The following is a 21,805-nucleotide window of genomic DNA, read 5'->3' as shown; positions in this document are numbered from 1 at the left end:
ATACTTTAAATTATACCAAAAAAATTGAAAATTCGCTCAGAATTGTGTTAAAATAATAGTTAAAAGGACTAAGGAGCTAATATGAACAATAAAGAACTCATTGCTAGTGAATTGGCCAAAGTGATTGACTCTCTTGACCAAGATGCTATTTTAAACTTGCTTGAACAACCAAAATCATCTGATCTTGGTGACATTGCTTTTCCAGCCTTCTCACTTGCAAAAGTGGAACGCAAGGCTCCTCAAGCAATCGCTGCAGACATTGCTGAAAAGATCGACCAAAGCGCCTTTGAAAAAGTCGTTGCAACTGGACCTTACGTTAACTTCTTCTTAGATAAATCTAAGATCTCTGATCAGGTGATCAAATCCGTCATCGAAGCAGGTGCAGACTACGGCCAACAAGACGAAGGACATGGTCAAAACATTACCATCGACCTTTCAAGCCCAAACATCGCAAAACCATTCTCAGTTGGTCACTTGCGTTCAACTGTTATCGGGGATGCTCTTTCAAACATCTTCCGCAAAATGGGCTACAACACGATTAAAATCAACCACTTGGGAGACTGGGGCAAACAGTTCGGTCTCTTGATGGTCGCTTATAAAAAATGGGGTAGCAAGGAAGCTGTCGAAGCCAACCCAATCGATGAATTGCTAAAACTTTACGTTCGTATCAATGCTGAAATTGAAAACGATCCTGAGCTTGATGAAGAAGGACGTCTCTGGTTCAAGAAATTGGAAGATGGGGATCCAGAAGCGACTGAATTGTGGCAATGGTTCCGTGACGAAAGCTTGGTGGAATTCAACCGTATCTACAAACTCCTTGGTGTTGAGTTTGATAGCTTAAACGGGGAAGCTTTCTACAACGACAAGATGGATGAAGGGGTTCAAATCCTTGAAGAAAAAGGCTTGTTGAAAGAATCTAAAGGAGCTAGCATCGTTGAGTTGGATGATGTGAACCTTCCACCAGCTATGATTAAGAAATCAGACGGCGCTACTCTTTATATCACTCGTGATATCGCAACCGCTATCTACCGTGCACGGACTTACAACTTTGTGAAAAACATCTATGCTGTAGGTCAAGAACAATCCAACCACTTCCGTCAGTTGAAAGCTGTTTTGAAGAAAATGGGATTTGACTGGAGCGATGATATGGTTCACGTTGACTTTGGTTTGGTCACAAAAAACCGCCAAAAATTGTCAACTCGTAAAGGAAATATCATCCTGCTCGAACCAACTCTTCAAGAAGCGATCTCTCGTGCCAAAGCTCAGATCGAAGAGAAGAATCCTGAACTTGAAAACAAGGAAGAAGTGGCACATGCAGTCGGTGTTGGTGCGGTTAAATTCTACGATTTGAAGACAGACCGTCGCAACGGGTATGACTTTGACCTTGAAGCCATGGTATCCTTCGAAGGAGAAACTGGACCTTACGTTCAATACGCTTATGCTCGTATCCAATCCATCCTTCGCAAAGCCAACTTCACTCCATCAACAGATGCAACTTACAGCTTAAGCGACCCAGAAAGCTGGGAAATCATCAAGCTTCTCCAAGACTTCTCTCGTGTTGTCAAACGTGCCGCTGAGAACTATGACCCATCCTTGATCGCTAAATATGCGATTAACTTGGCTCAAGCCTTCAACAAGTACTATGCTCACACTCGTATCTTGGATGAAAGCCCAGAACGCGATAGCCGTCTTGCTCTTAGCTACTCAACAGCAGTAGTCTTAAAAGAAGCCCTTCGCTTACTTGGTGTCGAAGCACCTGAGAAAATGTAATTTCTTATCTAATGATTGATAAGTAGAACATCTCTTATGGGAGTGAGAGGAGAAACTAAATGCGATTCAATTTAGTTCTTTCTCACTCCTTTTGTCATGCCCAATGCCCTTCATTCTCTACATTTTCAGATCCTTTATATACAGGAGAAATCTATGAATCAAACCGTTTACATCTTAATCCTCATCAGTTTAGTGATCCTCTTTTTATTTAACAAGTACGAAAGAGAAAAACTACAACGGCTCTTACAAGAGCAACTCTTGAAAGACCAAGACTTCAAAAAGAGTATCAAGGAAAAAATCCAACAGACCGATAACATCAACGATGTCATTCATGCCATCAACAAGGACTATCGATTAGGGCTCCTACTTGCTAAAGAAATCACAGAAAAATTAAAATAAACCGTAAAAAAGAGAGTGGGACAGAAATCGGTCATTCGTTAGAATTCGATTTCGTCGTCCCACCTCCGCACAGTTGAGTAGGGCTGCAAAAGCTGATGAAATCAGCGTAGTAGAGCCCACTCAACCACTGCGTCTTGCTCGACAATCCAAAAACAATTAAGAGGCTAGGACTTTTGTCCCAGCCTCTCTTTATTTTACAGATGATACAAATCTTCTACAATGGCCGCTACTTTTTTAATATCTCCCAACATCCCCCGCATTTCAAAATCGGCTAACATGGGGAAACCAAAGCGTTGACTGTACTGCTTGGCCGTTAGGCAATATTGATTATTGAAGTTGCGGTTTCCAGATCCTACAACACCCAAGCATTTAGTGGCATTGTCTCCATAGGCAATAAAATCTGCGACATCGGTCGTTAAAATCTCCACATCCCCATTATCAACACCATTTCCTCCTTCTAGATAGGTAGGCAAAAAGGTGATAAAAGGAGTACCGACTTCAAAAAAGGGCTTTCCTTCTTTGACCAGGTCTTTGACATGGATTTTTTCAATTTCAAGCCCTGGATGGGCTTCCATCAAATAGTCACTTAAACGTCGAACAAAACTCTCTGTATTCCCACTCAAGCTAATATAAACAAAGGATACTTTCATCTTTTTTCTCCAATCAAGAAGCTCTCTTAACCTCTAAGAGAGCTCCATTCACACTCTTTATGATGCCGTTGCTTGAGCTTTTCTCAAGCGCAAGGTTTTATATAAAACAATTCCAAGGAAGAGAAGGGATAAAGCAGTCAAGAGTAACAAAGCAATGGACGAAGATGCCAGATATCGTTGACGAAGCGCTGAGTTTGAAAAACTAGCTAATAGTGGACGCCCTACAAAATAATTATAGCAAGAGAAGGCTTGACTTAATAAAATCTGCCCCATATAAGTATAATGTGCTGTTAACAGATCCTGCTTCATAAAGAGGAAATAGAAAGTTGCAAGCAAAGCAATCAGAATCAGGGAAACAAATAAAAAGGTTAATGGAGACTGATTGAGTTGGGCTGATTTCTCATAGTATGTCACATAGTCAGCCTTGTCTTGAGCCGTTGTTAAACCAAGTTGTTTAGCAAAATCATCTGTCAGTTCAAAACTCTTTGAAGCTCCAAAGGTTGAGACAGCTGAAGTCAGGGTTCCAACCGTAGAGAAAAATAACAGGATATACAGATAGATGGGTTTCTTTTTCATACACACTCCTTTTCATTTCTTACACACTATTATATCGCGATACAGATAGAAAGGCAAGCGCCTCAAACCATGGAAGCACTCGCCTGACCACTGATACGTTCAAATGAAATTCATTTGGAAAATAATGTGTGCAAAAGATGAAAAAGACATCGCAACTGTATAATTGGAATAATTAGAGATATAACGGAGTCCTATAAACTTTCATTCGAACAGGACTAGTATAGCTGATTTTTCTCTATTTCAGTAGATTATTTCTATTCTGCTTCATTTCGACACGATTTGGTCTTTAAAAGCCATGTTCTTTCCTTGTCCAAGAACTATTCTGTCATTTTTCACAACTATTTGGTCATCACTCCATCAAAAAAGTCAGAAGGACTTGCCTTCTGACTTTCTTTATTTAGATGAATAAACGAAAGAAATAAGAATTAATCCTCTTTTTTCTTGCGAGCAAGACCCAATCCAAGCAATCCAGCCATCGCACCTGCAAGTACAGCTGCAGCTGAGCTTTCTGTACCTGTATTTGGAAGCGCAGGTGTTTGGCGTTGCGCAGGTTCTACAGGTTGTTCCGGAACTTCAGGAGTTGGTTTTGTTGGAACCTCTGGAGTTGGTGGAACAATTGGTGTTGGTGGGTTGTATGGAGTTGGAGGAACTGGTGTCGGTGGGGTTGGAATGTCTGTTTCCGTTACCACTTTATTCTTATGCCATTTCACTTCAGCTTCTGGTTTCACCGGTTTCGTATTTGGAACGACTTCAGGAGTCGGTGGGGTTGGTTGGGTTGGTGGAGTTGGAGCTTTTGGTTCTTCCACATCGACCGTAATGACAGTGTAGGTTGGTTTGGCTGGTGCTGTAGGAGCTGTTGGCGGAGTTGGTTCCGTCGGAATTGCTGGTAGTTTTTCAATTGTAATCGTTGGTGGAGTTGGAGCCTTTGGTTCTTCAGGAGCCGTTGGCTCTTTCGGTTCTTTACCTGGCTCTTTCGGAAGACCTACATTTGAGTTAATGGCAAACCAGTAAACCGTTGGTTGACCAGCCGCATTGGCCCCATTGGCCGTAAATACCAAGTGACCATCAGACATCTTCAAGCCTGCTCCACCGTAATATAGATATTTAGAAGATGGATTATCCCAACCTTCAAGAGTTGAAGATGTTTCCCCGTTAAAGACGGAACCATGTTCAATATATTGGTTATCCTTGAAAGAAGTTACTTCTTTAGTAGCCGCATCATAAGAAACACTTGAGTTTGGAATTGGAATGAATTTATTGTTTCCAACATTTACAGACTCTTGGTGGTCTACTGTTTCGAATTTCTTCTTAGGTGTGAACGTAATTTGACCAGTCGTTGCATCTACTTTGTATGATCCGAGAACGTCATCCTTACCTTCAAAGGTAAATTCTTCCGTTCCAATGGAATGAACACTTCCTGAACCTGAAGCATTCACAGTTAAGGCATCTGTTACTTCTTCCTTCTCCGGAGTTGTACCTGGTGCCCATTTACCGGCTTCAACTTCTACATAACCATAGGTCTGTTTCACAATTTTAAGAGGATTGTCCGCTGAAATGGAAACAGAGGCATCACCAAAGTTTGCTCTTCCTGTTTTAACCTTCACTTCATTGTTTTCAATGCTCATTGACGAACCATCTGCATACGGATCCCATGTACCACGAACGGTGTTACCATCTTTATCTTTGGCTTCTACTGTAAGGGCACGAGGCTTATCTCCACTATCTACATAGGAAGCACCTGTCCAGTGGTTGAGGGAGTTCAAAGCAACAATGGCATTGCGTTTCGTCAAATCAAATTTTTTGCCATCACCATCATAAAATTCAACATCGACAGCCACTTTAACAGGTTTATTTTGGTCTGTTGAAGCACCGACTGTAAGGGTTACAGTTGGATCCGAGCTAACAGCTGCAATTCCTTTGCCATCATTTGATGGAAGACTCAAAATCTCATAGCGGTAAATCACACGTTTGATTGGATGCATATCCGTATCTTCACGCATGCTAGACTGATTCAAGTTATCATAGGTCACAACAAATTTGTCGCCTTCCTTCACTTGAATGTATTCAGTCTCATTATTCGCCCAAGGACTGGTTGCTACAATATCTGAAGCTTCCAATTTATTGGAATCATATTGGTGTACATTGCTTGTATTTAAACGAGCTTGGGCATCACGAGTAAGATACGTGCTGATCCCATCAATGGTATGCGTTGCTCCACCTTCACGTTGGAAGGTTAAATCTTGGACAGTTGACACATTTTTAAGGTCAGCATACGCATTGTCTGTCATATATTTGTCGTATGCTTGTTTCGCGTCCGTATATTGTTTTTTAGCAATTTCGTATTCAGCTAATTTCTTTTGATAAGCAATATAGTCATTTTCATACTGTGCTTTTTTAACATTGTATGTGTTAAGATCAGCGTCGTATTTTTTCTTGGCAGCATCTTCTTCTGCTTTCTTAGCAACTAACTTACCATAAGCTTCTTTATCTTTATCGTATTGAGCTTTCTTAGCTTGATATTCTTGTAAATCTTTGTCATATTGCGCTTTAGCTGTATTGTAAACAGCCACTTCCGCATCATACTTAGCTTTTGCTTCTGCATTGGCCTTGTCGGCTACTGCTTTTTCTGCTACTTTAGCATCGTAGGCTGCTTTTTTAGCATTGTACTCTTCTAAAGCTTTATCATAAGCTGCTTGTTGGGTATTGTAGTCTTCTACTTGTTTCTTGTAAGCTGCTTCCGCATCCGCATTTCTCTTTTCAATCAATGTGATTTCTTGAGATTTTGCTTCATACTCAGCTTTTGCCTTTTTGTAGTTTTCAACGACTGTGTTGATTTCAGCTGTTTGAGCTTTATTATCTGCTTCTGCTGCTGCGATAGATGGTTGGACTTTTTCAGCTTCTTCTGTAACGGTCACACCTTCTGTGGCTGCATCAGCTTTTGCTTTTTCAAGTTCTGGTGATTCTACATAAGTCGTCGTAACTGTTTTATTTCCTTCTGTCACAGTTGTAGATGTCAACTTAGAACTTGTTGCAACAGCTGCATCGCTTGTTGCTATATCCGTAGTAGTCACTTCAGTTGCAGGCGCTGTTGCCTCATCTGCTTTCACTTCTGCTCCATAGGTATTAACAGTAGCCAATCCAGCGATGGCCAATGAAACAACACCGACTGATAACTTACGAATTGAAAATTTTTCCTGCTTCGAAACATGTTCACGATAGCTTTTCATTTTCAAAACTCTCCTTTTTTGTTTAAAAAAATCTCACTGTAGAGGCAAAAATATGCTACTTTCAGTTAACTCCATTGTATCACAATCAACCATTTTTATTTATTTGTCAATTTAATTTTTTATTTTACTTTAAATATATAACAACTTGAATCCCCAAACCTTCCTTGCCTTCCCCATCTTTTGGTTGAAAATATATGCAAACACCTTTGAAAAAAACCTTTATTTTCAATGGTTTTTAAGACGCTTTCTCTTTTTATAAATTTCACCGGAAGGCTTTTTTAGGAGAATTATTTTTTTATACCAATAAATTAGATTTGAAGGCTGAAAGAAAAAATTATGTAATTTTTTCCCTTTGGGGGGTTACAAAATTCAAAAAAACAACACTTTTTGCAGACTGTCCATTCCCTAAACTAGCTCCATTTCTTTTCCAAAATAAGAAGTAATGAAAAAGACCAAGGTCTTATGGACCTTGGTCTAACAACTAATGATTAGTTTAAGTGCCAGATATCTTCATTGTACTGAGCGATCGTACGGTCAGATGAGAAGAATCCTGCTTTAGCAATGTTTACGATCACTTGATCCAACCATGCATCACGGTCTTCGTAGTCAGCCAACATGCGTTCTTTGGTGACAATGTAGTCTTCCAAGTCAAGAAGAGTCATGAACCAGTCTTTGTTGATCAATTCATTGTGAAGACGAGTCAAGCGTTCTTTGTCCCCAACAGCAAGAACGGCATCGCTGACGATGAAGTCTACCAATGGTTTGATGGCTTCACGTTCATAGAAGTCTGCTGATTTGTATGCTGATTTAGCGTAAAGATCGATAACCGTTTCTGAATCTTCACCGAAGATATAGATGTTGTCACGTCCAACCAATTCAGCGATTTCCACGTTAGCTCCATCCATCGTACCAAGTGTCAATGCACCATTCAACATGAATTTCATGTTACCAGTACCTGAAGCTTCCTTCGAAGCAAGAGAGATTTGCTCAGAAATATCGCTAGCTGGGATCAAGTAGCTTGCAGCAGTTACGTTGTAGTTTTCTACCATAACAACTTGCAAGTGTGGAGCTACCGCTGGATCGTTTGCAATCACTTCAGACAAGCATAGGATCAAGTGGATGATATCTTGTGCAATGGTGTAGGCAGGAGCTGCTTTACCACCAAAGAGAACAGTGATTGGACGAGCAGGGATATTTCCAGCTTTGATGTCCAAGTATTTGTGGATCACATACAAAGCGTTCATTTGTTGACGTTTGTATTCGTGAAGACGTTTGATTTGGGTATCAAAGATAGAATTTGGATTGATTTCCACACCTTGATGGTCTTTCAAGAAACGAGCCAATTTGCGTTTGTTGTGAGACTTGATGTTTTCCAATTTTGCTTTGACTGCATCTTTATCTTCATAAGAAAGAAGGTCTTCCAATTTAGATGCGTCATGGTGCCAGTCACGTCCGAGGATATCATCCAAGTAGTGTGACAAGGTTGGGTTAGCATGCATGAGCCAACGACGGAATGTGATACCGTTTGTTTTGTTGTTGAATTTTTCAGGGTAAATGTCGTAGAAGGCTTTCAACTCAGAATTCTTCAAGATTTCTGTGTGAAGTGCTGCTACCCCGTTTACGCTAAATCCATAGTGGATATCCATGTGTGCCATGTGTACACGATCGTTTTCATCGATAATTTGAACAGCTGGATCTTTGTATTCAGCGCGAACACGGCGGTCCAATTCTTCAATGATTGGAACCAAGTGAGGAACCACTTCTTGCAAGAATTCAAGTGGCCATTTTTCAAGGGCTTCTGCAAGGATTGTGTGGTTAGTGTAAGCCGTCATGCTACGAACGATAGAGATGGCTTCATCCATTCCAATACCACGTTCTGTCAAAAGACGGATCAATTCAGGGATGACCATTGATGGGTGAGTATCGTTGATTTGGACAACAGCATAGTCAGCAAGGTCATGCAAGTTGCTTCCTTTTTCGATGGCTTCGTCGATGATCAATTGTGCACCATTTGATACCATGAAGTATTGTTGGAAGATACGGAGCAATTCCCCTTGACGGTTACTATCATCTGGGTACAAGAAGAGGGTCAAGTTGCGAGCGATATCTGTCTTGTCAAAGTTAATACCATCTTCAATAATAGATGAATCAACTGAATCCAAGTCGAACAAACGCAAACGGTTCTTGGTATCGATCTTGTAACCAGGGACATCGATATCATAAAGGGTAGAAGTCAATGTGAAGTGTGCAAATGGCACTTGGTAGCTACGGCTTGAACGAACGAGCCAGCTTTGGTCAGTCAACCATGCGTTTGGAATCGTTTCTTGTTGGTTGTTTTTAAGGACTTGTTGGAACAAACCAAAGTGGTAGTTCAAACCAACCCCATCCCCTGTCAAACCAAGGCTTGAGATAGAGTCGATAAAGCAGGCTGCCAAACGTCCCAAACCACCGTTACCAAGTGATGGTTCCAATTCCACTTCTTCGACTTCGATCAAGTCTTTACCAGCATCTGACAATTCTTTTTTGACATCGTCGTAAAGACCCAAGTTGATCAAGTTGTTAGACAAGAGTTTACCGATCAAGAACTCAGCTGAAATGTAGTAAACTTTTTTCTTACCAGTATTTAATTTCTTTTGAGCGCTTGCTTGCTTCGTGTAATTTAGCAAGGCAATGTACAATTCTTCATTTGAACATTCAGCAATTGTTTTTTGATGATGATCAATCACATATTTTTGTAATGATTCCATGTTTTAAAGTCTCCTTTGTTTCAACAATTTTAATAGGGGAAAGATTGCTGAAATCAGCAACCTTTCGAGAACGATTATTTTTCTGCTTTCTTAACTTCTTTTTTCAAGTCTTTATTTTCACGACGATAGATCGTAGTGAAATCAAGCAATTCTTGCTCGACAGCTGGTGTCAATTGATCCGCTGTCATGCGCCATGACCAGTTACCACCGAGAGTAGATGGGAAGTTCATCCGAGCTGAACCATCTAACTCAAGCAAATCTTGCATAGTCGCAATCGCCATAAAGCTGACAGAAGCAAAGACGGTGCGAAGCATCGCATGCGGTACAGATTCGTACTCTTTCCGGTTAGTATAACGGGCAAGGTACTCACGAGTTGGATCGTCGATTTCATTGCGGTACCATCCAAGAACTGTGTTGTTATCATGTGTTCCTGTATACATCACAGAATTGTTTGGTGCCAAGTGAGGGCTATCGATACTTTCATCGTCCGGATTGAAGGCAAATTGAAGAATCTTCATTCCTGGGAAGCCAGTGCTTTCACGAAGTTCGATGACTTCATCTGTCATAAAGCCAAGGTCCTCAGCGATGATGTTCAAATCACCGAGCTCTTCCTTCACAGCTGCAAAGAGTTTGTAGCCAGGACCTTTAACCCATTTACCTGGTGCTGCTGTATCTGATCCAGCAGGGATTTCCCAGTAAGACTCAAAACCACGGAAGTGGTCGATCCGCACGATGTCGTAGATCTTGAAGCTTTCACGCAAGCGTTCAATCCACCATTGGTAGCCATCTTTGTCCATTGCTTCCCAGTCATAGATTGGGTTCCCCCAAAGTTGACCAGTTGCTGAGAATTCATCTGGCGGGCATCCTGCGATGCAAGTCGCTTTCCCGTTTTTATCTGTTTTGAAGAGATGAGGGTTCGCCCACATGTCACTTGAATCTTCCGCTACATAGATTGGCATATCTCCGACGATTTCAATGTGATGGTCATTGGCATAAGCTTTCAAGGCCAACCATTGTTGGAAGAAGAAGAATTGAGTCACACGATGGTAAGTCAATTGATCCGCCAATTCTTCACGGTATTGAGCCAAAGCTTTTGGTTCACGTGCACGAATAGCTGCATCTGGCCATTCTGTCCAGGCTTTTAAATCAAAGTGTTCTTTGATAGCCATGTATTCTGCAAATAGTTCCAACCAAGAAGCATTGGCTTGGCAAAAGGCTTGGAATTCTTTTTGATCACCTGATTTCAAGAAGTTCGCAACGGCTTTTTCAAGTAGCGGACGACGTTGTTCGAAAACCTTTGCATAATCCACTTGAGTAGGATCTTGACCAAAATCCACTCCTTTAAGATCTGCTTCTGTCAACAAACCTCGTTCAATCAAAAGATCGAAATCAATAAAATGAGTGTTCCCAGCAAAAGCTGAGAAAGATTGGTATGGAGAATCTCCATAACTAGTTGTACCAAGCGGCAAGATTTGCCAGTAACGTTGCTTGGTCCGAACGAGGAAATCAACAAAATCATATGCTGATTGACCGAATGATCCGATCCCGTATTGTCCAGGAAGGGAAGAAATGTGCATCAAAACACCACTTTGACGTTTTTTCATGGGTTACCACCTTTTTTTATTTCTTTGAAGCCTGCGATTCGGTGCACGGTATGGGTATCGTTGCAGAGTCGTATCCAGCTCTCAAGCGGCTCTACTCTTTGTTAAAAATCGAACAGGCGCAACTCAGTTTACGCAATTTTTGCGAAAACGTTTGCGTACCATGTTATTATAAACTTTTTCCCTATTTTCTGCAAGGGATTTCTTAAAAACTTTTTTAACTTTTTTCAGAATGTCCTCACCCCCTTAGTGTATTCTTTCCTTTGGCTAATGTCAACAAATTTGATGCATTTTATAGAAGAAAGTTCGGAATTAAAATATTTTTAAAAAAATTGTTTAAAACTACTTGCAAACGTTTTCGCCTTGTGATATACTTAAGACGTTTTAGGAAAACGTTTGTCTAAAACGGTTTCTAATTATTATCTTTTTTTATTCTTTAGGAGGAATAAATCATGAAACGTACAATTTTACGTAGTGCTGCTGTACTTGGTACAGTTGGTTTTGCCGGCTTCTTACTTGCTGCTTGTAGCAATAGCTCATCAGGTTCTTCTGAGGCAAGTAAAGAAATCAACGTCTATGTAGACAAAGGCTACAAATCTTATGTTGAAGAAGCTGCAAAAGCTTTTGAAAAAGAAAATGGAGTAAAAATTAACATCAAGACTGGTGATGCTCTTGGTGGATTGGATAACCTTTCTCTTGATAACCAATCTAAAAAAGCTCCAGACGTAATGATGGCTCCATACGACCGTGTAGGTGGTCTTGGTAGCGATGGTCAATTGGCTGAAGTGACATTAAACAAAGATAGCCATACAGATAAAACAACTGAAGCTCTTGTAACAAACGGTGGTAAAGTTTACGGTGCACCTGCTGTCATCGAAACATTGGTTCTCTACTATAACAAAGATCTTTTAAGCGAAGCTCCAAAAACATTTGGTGATCTTGAAAATCTTGCAAAAGATAGCAAGTACGACTTCGCTAGCGAACCTGGTAAAACAACTGCCTTCTTAGCTGACTGGACAAACTTCTACTACACTTACGGTTTACTTTCAGGTAACGGCGGTTATGTGTTTGGTAAAGACGGTACAGATCCTAAAGATATTGGATTGAACAACCAAGGTTCTATCGATGGTATCGAATATGCAAAAACTTGGTATGCTAAATGGCCAAAAGGTTTGCAAGATACAAAAGGTGCTGCTAACTTCATCCAAACACAATTCCAAGAAGGTAAAACAGCTGCTATCATCGATGGTCCTTGGAAAGCTGCTTCATTGAAAGAAGCTAAAGTAAACTACGGTGTCGCAACGATTCCAACTCTTCCAAACGGAAAACAATACTCTGCCTTTGGTGGTGGTAAAGCTTGGGTTATCCCTGCAGGTGCGAAAAACCTTGATGGCGCTCAAAAATTCATTGACTTCTTGACAAGTACTGATCAACAAAAAGCTTTGTTTGACAAGACCAATGAAGTTCCTGCCAACACAGAAGCTCGTAAATATGCGGTTAGCAAAAACGATGAATTGACAACTGCCGTTGTTGATCAATTCAAGAACGCTCAACCAATGCCAAATATCTCAGAAATGAGTGCTGTTTGGGATCCAGCTGCTACTATGCTTTTCGATGCTGTAAGTGGTAAAAAATCTGCAAAAGCATCTGCTGACGATGCAGTGAAATTGATTAAAGAAACCATCGAACAAAAATTCGGTAGCAAATAAGACAGTTTTTAGGTGTGAGTAAGAGGTTGGAGACAAAGTCCCAACCTCTTATGTTCAATTATCAACCTTCTACTAGATCACTGTCAAACTTGTCTTCTTGCTCTCTGGCAAGGACATTATAAGGAGATTTGAATGACTACAGAACAAAACCCTAAAAAGGCTATGTGGCTCTCTTTGATCCCGGGTCTTGGACAAATTTATAACAAACAAAAAACCAAAGGCTATATTTTTCTTGCCGTAACTGTTCTCTTTCTCGCCTATTTCCTAGGAATCGGAGTTGGAGAATTAGCGAAATTGGTTACACTTGGAACCGTCCGTGGACAAGATAATTCTCTCTTTATCTTGATTCGTGGCGCCTTCCACTTGATCATTACCATTGTTTACTTCCTATTTTATGCCTTAAATATTAAGGATGCTGGAACCGTTGCAAAACGTATCAACAATGGCATCGCTGTTCCAAAAACTGGAAAAGAAATGGTTCAAGCCATCTATGAAAATGGCTTCCCATATTTATTGATCATTCCTTCATACATTGCTATGACATTTGCGATTATCTTCCCAGTTTTAGTAACTTTGATGATCGCCTTTACCAACTACGACTTCAAACATACCGCTCCAACAACCTTGCTCGATTGGATCGGGTTCCAAAATTTCACTAATATGTGGACCTTGAGTACCTTCCGCTCAGCCTTTACATCTGTTCTTGGCTGGACCTTGATTTGGGCACTCGCAGCTTCTACTCTTCAAATCGTACTCGGTATCTTGACCGCTATTGTTGCAAACCAACCATTCGTAAAAGGAAAACGAATCTTTGGGGTTATCTTCTTGCTCCCATGGGCTGTTCCAGCCTTCATCACTATCTTAACTTTCTCAAATATGTTTAACGATAGTGTCGGTGCTATCAATGCACAAGTTATCCCATTGTTTGCGAAGATCTTCCCATTCTTAGATGGCATTTTGATTCCTTGGAAAACAGATCCTACTTGGACAAAAATTGCTTTGATTATGATGCAAGGTTGGCTCGGCTTCCCTTACATTTACGTCTTGACTTTAGGGATTCTTCAATCTATTCCAAACGATCTTTACGAAGCTGCTTATATTGATGGTGCCAACGGTTGGCAAAAATTCCGCAGCATCACTTTCCCAATGATTATGGCTGTTGCAGCTCCAACTTTGATCAGTCAGTACACCTTCAACTTTAATAACTTCTCCATCATTTACTTGTTTAACGATGGGGGACCTGGTTCTGTCGGAGGAAACGCCGGATCTACAGATATCTTGATCTCATGGATCTACAAGTTGACAACCAATTCTTCTCCTCAATATTCAATGGCCGCAGCGGTAACCCTGATTATCTCTGTGATTGTGATCTCAATCTCTATGATTGCCTTCAAGAAACTACATGCATTTGATATGGAGGATGTATAAAATGAAAAATTCAATTCAATTTAAACGCCGCCTCAATCATTTCTTGACTTACCTGTACATGGTGGTTCTTTCAATCGTTATCATTTATCCATTGTTGATTACGGTTCTATCAGCCTTCAAATCAGGGAATGTCAGTGCCTTTACACTTGATTTTAGTGGCAATCTTAGTTTTGATAACTTCTCAAAACTTTTCTCTGAAACTCATTATGGCACTTGGTATATGAACACCTTGGTTATCGCCATTATCACCATGATTGTACAAACAAGTATCGTTACCTTTGCAGGTTACGCATACAGCCGTTACAATTTCTTGGCGCGTAAACAAAGTTTGGTCTTCTTCTTGATTATTCAAATGGTCCCAACCATGGCAGCCCTCACAGCCTTCTTCGTTATGGCTTTGATGCTGAATGCCTTGAACCAACCTTGGTTCTTGATCTTCCTTTATGTTGGTGGTGGTATTCCAATGAATGCCTGGTTGATGAAGGGATACTTCGATACTGTTCCAATTTCTCTCGATGAATCTGCGAAATTGGATGGAGCTGGACACTTCCGTCGCTTCTGGCAAATCGTCCTCCCTCTTGTTCGTCCAATGATTGCCGTTCAAGCGCTTTGGGCTTTCATGGGGCCTTTCGGAGACTATATCTTGTCTAAATTCTTGCTTCGTGACGAAGTGAACTATACGGTAGCCGTTGGTCTTCAAACCTTTATCAGTGACCAAAAAAATCAAAAAATCGCCTTCTTTGCAGCCGGTGCTATTTTGATCGCGGTTCCAATCTGTATCTTATTCTTCTTCCTACAAAAGAACTTTGTTTCAGGCTTGACAGCTGGTGGGGATAAAGGATAAAATAGAATCTTATTTCAAGCACATTTTATTTTTAAGTTGAGGGTAGTATGGTGGATTCTTTACTACCCTTCGTTAAGAATAAAATCAATCAAAGAGACTTCTCTTTGCATTTCTGATACTCTTATGTTTAGAAAGGTCATCTTATGCCCTATCCTTTTAATTATTTCGCAAGTATCTTCAATTTCCGCTCTTCTTTTGCAAACCGCAAAAAACTGAGCTGGTTCCAAATGATTTTTACTTCTTTCTTTCTAATCTCTATCACACTATTACCTGTGGCTCTGCAAAATGCTCAACTCAAAACCTATCCTTTGACAACCTTTGTCAGCGATGTGTTTGATCCTTTATCAACAGACGTTATGAAAGATATCCAAGAACACGTCGTGATCAAAGACCAAGAGCTCACCTATACAGGGACTAACCCTGTACACAAGACTTCAAAAGGACAGGTTATCTTAGGCCAAGAGGCAAAGGCTAGTAAAGGCAAGGAGTTAACACTCCATTTTGATCGCAAACAATTGATTATCTCAAAAGAGAATAAAGAACTCGCTACAGTCTCATACCAGGCTATTAATCAAGAGAGCCTTCGGGATAAAAAAAGCTTCACTCAAGCTATCTCTAGCGATTGGTTCCGCGACAATCGACTCCCTGTCAGTCTCTTTCTCGTGATTTTCTCTGGCTTCTTGTCGACAGTCAATTATTTGATTCTCATCCTAGGGGCCTCTTTCTTCCTCTACTTGACACGAAAATCTCGACTCTTTTCACTACAAACTTTCAAGGAATGTTTCAACTGTATTCTGAATTGCTTGGGACTCCCTATTTTACTAAGTGTCCTCATCAGTTTACTATTCCATCAAGTATTTACTACGACGATCATGATCCAAAATGTCTTATTTGTACTCTATCTTGCTATGGTATTTTATAAGACCCACTTCCGTGATCCAGACTATCACCGCTAGGAGGTTTTCTCATGCGTGTTACCATCAAAGATGTGGCGAAACTCGCTGGCGTCGCGCCTTCAACTGTCACGCGCGTCATCCAAAACAAATCCACGATTAGTGATGAAACAAAAAAACGTGTCCGTGAGGCCATGGTCGAATTGGACTACCATCCCAATCTTAATGCTCGCAGCCTTGTCAGCCAATCTAGTCAAGTCATTGCTTTGGTCCTACCAATCGACAGTGACGTCTTCTACCAGAATCCTTTCTTCCCAACTGTTTTAAGAGGGATTACCCAGATCGCGTCAGACAATGATTATGCCATCCAAATCTGTACGGGGCAAAATGAAGAACGGCGGCTCGACAACCTCAAACAACTCATCTACGGAAATCGTGTAGATGGTTTGATTTTCCTTTATTCCAACCCGAATGATCCCCTCGTTGAATTTGCGATCAAAGACAAGTTCCCCTTCCTCATTCTCGGAAAGGCAGCTTCACCTTTTGTATCGCTAGTGGATAATGATAATATCAAGGCTGCATTTGATGCGACGGATTATTTCATTCAACAAAACTACCGAAAAATTGCTTTTATCGGGGGAAACAAAGAACTGTTCGTATCTCAAGACCGCTACGAAGGTTATAAAGAAGCCCTCCAAAAAGCAGGGATTCCTCTCGATGAAAAACTCGTTCATTTTTCATTTGGGTTTATGTTAGAAGATAATTCTTATCAAATGATGGAGAGTCTACCGTTAACAGAACTAGATGCGATTATGACGACCGATATTCTCGTTGCTGAAGGGGTGCGCCAATACCTATTAGAACACCAGCTGACAATCCCGATTATTTCCTTTGATTCGATCAAGCCACGACTCGATATTGAAGCCTATATTGACATCAATGCGGTGGAACTCGGGCGTGAATCTGTCCGGACCATCCTTCAAATCATCAAAGATCACAAAGAAGGAAAAACTGTTTGCTACCGTCAATTGATTGACCATACCATTACGAAACTTTAGGAGTCTTTATGTCTACATTTACTGCTTATTTAGATGACCAAGACCTCATTCGTATCCAAAAGGGAGAGGAGCATATCCTTCCTTTTTATTTGAAAACGAACCAAGGTCATCTTGCCTTAATCCCTGTCAAAACGTCAAGTGCAGCGACTGACACAGGAGACTATTTCTTAAGCCCTATTCCACTTGAACTCGGAGAAGAGTACACCATCTACGATGCTACTGGAAATTCTTCTATACTCCACTATCGAAACATCGTTCGCAAACCCATTTTCGATCAAACCTTCACCTATACTGGAGAAGATTTAGGAAGTTTTTACACACCAAATCAGACGCAATTTAAATTCTGGGCACCGATTTCGCAAGATGTGAGTCTCCATATCGAAGATCAGATCTATCCGATGACACGTACAGAAAACGGTGTCTGGAAACTCTTGCTCAAAGGGGATTGGGAAGGAGCTGCCTACCACTATGAATTTCGTGTCAATGGCCTAGAACGTCGGATTCACGATCCCTATGCTCTATCCTCTTTGGCCAACTCTGGAGACAGCTTGGTCATCGACCGGAAGAAGATTACACGTCCTATCACACGTGCTGCTCGTCAATTAGACCCGACAGAAGCAATCATCTACGAGATGAGCGTTCGGGACTTCTCTGTCCAAAAAGAGGCCGGCTTTAAACACCCTGGTAAGTTTAAAGGGTTGACAGAATCGCCTCAACTCAATGGTCAGATCCTTGGATTTGATTACCTTCAAAAACTTGGCATTACCCATGTACAGTTACTTCCTGTCTATGATTTCGGTAGTGTTGATGAAGAGAATCAATGGAAAGCCTACAACTGGGGTTATGATCCTGTCCAATACAATGTTCCAGAAGGTAGTTATGCCAGTGACCCCAACGATCCTTATGCACGGATTTGGGAACTCCAAGATGCTATTGCAACCTATCACCAATCTAATCTTAGTGTTATCATGGATGTGGTCTACAATCACGTCTACCAGGCCGATGAGTATGCATTTGAACAAATCGTACCCGGTTATTTCTACCGCTATAATGCAGAAGGAGAGCGGACCAATGGAACCTTCTGTGGGAATGATGTCGCAAGTGAACGTTCCATGGTAAGACACTATATCAAGCAATCCCTCAAGCAATGGGTTTCCCTCTACGGCTTTGATGGTTTTCGCTTTGACTTGATGGGAATCTTAGACATTCAAACCATGACAGAGATTGCAGAGGAGCTCCGTGAAATCTATCCTAACGTCTATCTCTATGGCGAAGGGTGGAAGATGGATACAGGCCTCTCTGAAGACCAGCTCGCTCACCAGTACAACTCAAAACGATTACCAGATTTTGGCTTTTTCAGTGATAATTTCCGGGATACGGTCAAGAGAACACTCTTAGCCGATCACCGTCGTGATAGTCAACATCCAGCCAATGATTTTTCTAATATCCTAACAGCAAATGTCGGGAAAGTAGGACCTGCTCATTTCATCCAACCTCAACAAGCCATTCAGTACGTCGAATGCCATGACAATGCAACTGTTTTTGATTATTTCCAACTTGAAAAAGAAGCGATTCGTCTAGAGGAGCGAAAAGCTCTCTCACGCCTCGCTCTTCATTTGGTATTATTATCCCAAGGTGTACCTTTTATCCATGCTGGTCAAGAATGTTACCGCACAAAAGGGCTCGAAGACAACACCTATAACTTGCCAGATAGTCTCAACCAATTGGACTGGACATCCCTTTCAAAATGCCAAGAAGAACTTGCTTTTCTTAAAGAATTGATTGCTTACCGGAAATCGCAACCTCTCCTTCGTTTGAAAAAAGGACAAGAGATTCGAGATTACTGTGATGTCAAATGGTTGTCTGATCATCATTTTATCTACACGATTGAAAAAAATCGTGAAAAAATAACGATTCTCGTTAATCTCGGTGATCAGGACATGACCTATCAACATCCGAGCGATAGTCAACTGCTATTTGCCTATCCTCATGCAAATCTCCAAACGCCTATTCCTAAAGGAAAGGAACTTTCTATTTCCGCCCATAGTTGGCTCCTTCTCCGAGAAGCTGAATAAACAAAATAAGGTCACCACAATGTGGGACCTTATTTTTATTCTTCTGTTTCCACAAAGCGTCCAATGATATGAACGTTTTCTGAAATGGTGATAAAAGCCTGAGGATCAGCTTTTTTCATAATATATTTGAATTCATTAAACTCTGCACGCGTAATAACTGTCAGCAGAACCGCTTTTTCTTGATGGTTATAGGTTCCTTCTGCATTGTGGATAATGGTTGCTCCACGATGCAATTTTTTATGAATCTTTTCAATAATAGCATCTGGCTGGCTCGTTACAATCATGGCCTGCATCCGTTTTTGCTTGGTAAAGACAGCATCCGTTACTCGACTCGATACGAAGATGGTAATCATAGAGTAAAGAGCATACTTCCAACCAAAGGTCAAACCTGCAATCAACATAATGGTCCCATTGACCAAAAAGGAGATGCTACCGACATTCTTTCCTGTCCGTTTTCGAATCGTCAAACTGACAATATCCGTTCCACCACTAGAAATGTTATTCCGAAGGGCAAAACCAATTCCTGTCCCCATGACAACTCCACCAAACAGGGCATTCATAATCGGATCGTTGGTCAAAGTAACCACTGGCACAAACTGAATAAAGAGGGAACTCATCGAAACCGTAATAAAGGTAAAGATGGTAAATTTATGTCCAATGTGGTACCAAGCCACAATCATTAGAGGAATATTAATAGCATAAAAGGTCAAGGAAACGGGAATCGTAAAACCTATAAAGCGATGACTCAGAACAGATAAAATCTGAGCTAGACCTGTTGCACCACTGGAGTATACATGGCCCGGTTGAAAGAAGAAGTTGACAGCAATTGCTGATAGAAATCCATACAGCAAGGAAGCTGACACTTTTTCATCGTATTTCTCACGGGAGATGCTCTTCAGCACGCGCAATAATTTAATGTTATAAGCTAGTCGCCACACATGATAGCGAAATAGCTTATGAAAGCGAGTATTTTTCATTTTCAATCCATCGATTAGAAGAAAAGGAAAATCTTAGAGCAACTGATTCCTAGACTTTCCCTTTTCTCTCTTGTCCTATTCTTGCTCTGCTACTTCTACTTGAAGATTTAACTCATCCAATTGTTTTTCAGAAACGACAGAAGGAGCTTGTGTCATTGGATCTGTCGCCTTGTTATTCTTAGGAAAGGCAATGACTTCCCGAATATTGTCTTCACCTGCAAGAAGCATCACGAAGCGGTCCAAGCCAATCGCCAATCCTCCATGTGGTGGGAAACCGTAATCCATTGCTTCCAACAAGAACCCAAATTGTTCATTAGCAGCTTCTTTTGTAAATCCAAGTGCCTTAAACATCCGTTCTTGTAAATCTTTATGATTAATCCGTAGGCTTCCTCCACCTAATTCATAGCCATTTAAGACGATATCATAGGCAATTGCTCGAACTTTTGAAAGATCGCCTTCCAATTCATGCTCTGTTTCAGCTTGTGGGAGTGTAAATGGATGGTGAGCAGACATATAACGGCCTTCTTCTTCAGACCATTCAAACATTGGCCAATCCACTACCCAAAGGAAGTTGTATTGATTGTTGTCAATCAAGTCAAGCTCTTTCGCAAGACGAACACGCAAAGCACCAAGCGTTGCATTGGCTACTTCAAGAGTATCTGCTACAAAGAGAACTAGATCTTTGTCTTCTAACTGTAAAGCAACTGTCAAGTCACTTGTCAAGTCTGTCAAGAACTTCGCAACAGGACCGTTCAAAGTACCCTCAGCATATTTCACCCAAGCAAGACCTTTTGCACCGTATTGCTTCGCAACTTCTGTCAATTTATCGATGTCTTTACGAGAGTAATGATCCGCTGCACCTTTGACAACAATCGCCTTAACTGCTGGAGCTTCTGAGAAGACTTTGAAGTCTACACCCTTGACAAGCTCTGTCAAGTCTTGGAGCAACATTTCAAAACGTGTATCTGGTTTATCTGAACCATACAAGGCCATAGCGTCATCATAATTCATCCGTTGGAATGGGAGTGTTACTTCAATTCCCTTGGTTTCTTTCATGACACGTGCAATCAAGCCTTCTGTGATATCCTGGATTTCTTGATCACTCAAGAAAGAAGTTTCCAAGTCGACTTGTGTAAACTCAGGTTGACGGTCTCCCCGTAAATCCTCATCACGGAAACACTTCACGATTTGATAATAGCGATCAAATCCAGCATTCATCAACAATTGTTTTGTAATTTGAGGACTTTGAGGAAGGGCATAGAAATGACCCTTATTGACACGGGAAGGAACCAGGTAGTCACGTGCTCCTTCTGGAGTTGACTTAGAAAGAAACGGTGTTTCCACATCAATAAATTCTAATTCATCTAAGTAATTGCGGATTGAATGGGTTACTTTTGCACGGAGTTTGAGGTTTTCCAACATCTCAGGACGACGAAGGTCTAAGTAGCGGTAACGAAGACGGGTATCATCATTGGCTTCAATTCCGTCCTTGATTTCAAATGGTGTAGTTTTTGCAGTATTGAGAACCGTAATAGCTTCCACTTTGAGTTCTACTGCTCCTGTAGGCAAGTTTGGATTAGCTTGTTCACGAGCTTCTACAAGACCTGTCACTTCTACAACATATTCACTACGGATGCTTTCAGCTGTAGCCATTACTTCTGCACTAACTGTTTCTGGATTGATCACCAATTGCATGATTCCTTCGCGGTCGCGTAGATCGATAAAGATCAAACCACCCAAGTCACGACGACGGCTAACCCATCCTTTCAAGGTAATACGAGTTCCAATGTGTTCTTCACGAACACGTCCAGCATACATTGAACGTTTCATTTCTAATTAATCTCCAAACTA

General features: G+C 41.0%; 15 protein-coding genes. 8 read left to right on the top strand and 7 right to left on the bottom strand.

Features of this window, described 5'->3' with window-relative positions; all coding sequences use genetic code 11:
• The first annotated feature begins 81 nt into the window (after positions 1–81).
• Positions 82–1,770, top strand: coding sequence for an arginine--tRNA ligase (gene argS, locus I2E70_RS04615; RefSeq protein ID WP_195423648.1), 1,689 nt, complete (start codon positions 82–84; stop codon positions 1,768–1,770).
• 153 nt (positions 1,771–1,923) lie between these two features.
• Complete coding sequence (locus I2E70_RS04610) at positions 1,924–2,169, top strand: MarR family transcriptional regulator (protein ID WP_195423646.1); 246 nt, start codon at positions 1,924–1,926, stop codon at positions 2,167–2,169.
• A gap of 194 nt (positions 2,170–2,363) precedes the next feature.
• Here the strand turns inward: I2E70_RS04610 and nrdI are convergent, their stop codons facing one another.
• From nrdI to malQ, 5 genes are all read right to left on the bottom strand, one after another.
• Positions 2,364–2,819: a class Ib ribonucleoside-diphosphate reductase assembly flavoprotein NrdI gene (gene nrdI / locus I2E70_RS04605; RefSeq protein WP_195423643.1), complete on the bottom strand. Its 456-nt coding sequence runs from the start codon at positions 2,817–2,819 to the stop codon at positions 2,364–2,366.
• Positions 2,820–2,876: 57 nt separating this feature from the next.
• Positions 2,877–3,395: a hypothetical protein gene (locus I2E70_RS04600; RefSeq protein WP_195423640.1), complete on the bottom strand. Its 519-nt coding sequence runs from the start codon at positions 3,393–3,395 to the stop codon at positions 2,877–2,879.
• 425 nt (positions 3,396–3,820) lie between these two features.
• A complete protein-coding gene (locus I2E70_RS04595; RefSeq protein WP_195423638.1) occupies positions 3,821–6,622 on the bottom strand; it encodes a GbpC/Spa domain-containing protein in 2,802 nt (933 codons plus the stop codon).
• Positions 6,623–7,110: 488 nt separating this feature from the next.
• Complete coding sequence (gene glgP / locus I2E70_RS04590) at positions 7,111–9,369, bottom strand: glycogen/starch/alpha-glucan family phosphorylase (protein WP_195423636.1); 2,259 nt, start codon at positions 9,367–9,369, stop codon at positions 7,111–7,113.
• Between the two features lie 74 nt (positions 9,370–9,443).
• Positions 9,444–10,973: a 4-alpha-glucanotransferase gene (gene malQ, locus I2E70_RS04585; RefSeq protein WP_195423635.1), complete on the bottom strand. Its 1,530-nt coding sequence runs from the start codon at positions 10,971–10,973 to the stop codon at positions 9,444–9,446.
• Positions 10,974–11,422: 449 nt separating this feature from the next.
• On the opposite strand from malQ, the gene I2E70_RS04580 reads away from it, so the two are divergent.
• The 6 genes from I2E70_RS04580 to pulA all read left to right on the top strand — a co-directional run bounded on the left by I2E70_RS04580 (position 11,423) and on the right by pulA (position 18,977).
• A complete protein-coding gene (locus I2E70_RS04580) occupies positions 11,423–12,679 on the top strand; it encodes an extracellular solute-binding protein (RefSeq protein WP_155125185.1) in 1,257 nt (418 codons plus the stop codon).
• A gap of 132 nt (positions 12,680–12,811) precedes the next feature.
• On the top strand, positions 12,812–14,107 hold the full coding sequence (locus I2E70_RS04575) for a carbohydrate ABC transporter permease (RefSeq protein WP_151191111.1): 1,296 nt from the start codon (positions 12,812–12,814) through the stop codon (positions 14,105–14,107).
• Between the two features lies 1 nt (position 14,108).
• Complete coding sequence (locus I2E70_RS04570) at positions 14,109–14,951, top strand: sugar ABC transporter permease (RefSeq protein WP_195423633.1); 843 nt, start codon at positions 14,109–14,111, stop codon at positions 14,949–14,951.
• A 143-nt stretch (positions 14,952–15,094) separates the two neighbouring features.
• On the top strand, positions 15,095–15,907 hold the full coding sequence (locus tag I2E70_RS04565) for a DUF1189 family protein (protein WP_070664980.1): 813 nt from the start codon (positions 15,095–15,097) through the stop codon (positions 15,905–15,907).
• A gap of 11 nt (positions 15,908–15,918) precedes the next feature.
• Positions 15,919–16,902, top strand: a complete 984-nt coding sequence (locus tag I2E70_RS04560) for a LacI family DNA-binding transcriptional regulator (RefSeq protein ID WP_195423631.1) — start codon at positions 15,919–15,921, stop codon at positions 16,900–16,902.
• Positions 16,903–16,910: 8 nt separating this feature from the next.
• On the top strand, positions 16,911–18,977 hold the full coding sequence (pulA, locus tag I2E70_RS04555) for a type I pullulanase (RefSeq protein ID WP_195423629.1): 2,067 nt from the start codon (positions 16,911–16,913) through the stop codon (positions 18,975–18,977).
• Between the two features lie 35 nt (positions 18,978–19,012).
• Here pulA and I2E70_RS04550 read toward each other — a convergent pair whose 3' ends face one another.
• Together I2E70_RS04550 and aspS are read right to left on the bottom strand one after the other, a co-directional pair.
• On the bottom strand, positions 19,013–19,954 hold the full coding sequence (locus I2E70_RS04550; RefSeq protein WP_195423627.1) for a YitT family protein: 942 nt from the start codon (positions 19,952–19,954) through the stop codon (positions 19,013–19,015).
• 75 nt (positions 19,955–20,029) lie between these two features.
• On the bottom strand, positions 20,030–21,784 hold the full coding sequence (gene aspS, locus I2E70_RS04545; RefSeq protein ID WP_195423625.1) for an aspartate--tRNA ligase: 1,755 nt from the start codon (positions 21,782–21,784) through the stop codon (positions 20,030–20,032).
• Positions 21,785–21,805 lie beyond the last annotated feature (21 nt).

Source organism: Streptococcus parasanguinis (assembly GCF_015556095.1).
In the GTDB taxonomy this organism is placed as follows: domain Bacteria; phylum Bacillota; class Bacilli; order Lactobacillales; family Streptococcaceae; genus Streptococcus; species Streptococcus parasanguinis_Q.
Note: the sequence above shows the minus strand (reverse complement) of the source record. Positions and strands in the feature narration are given on the sequence as shown.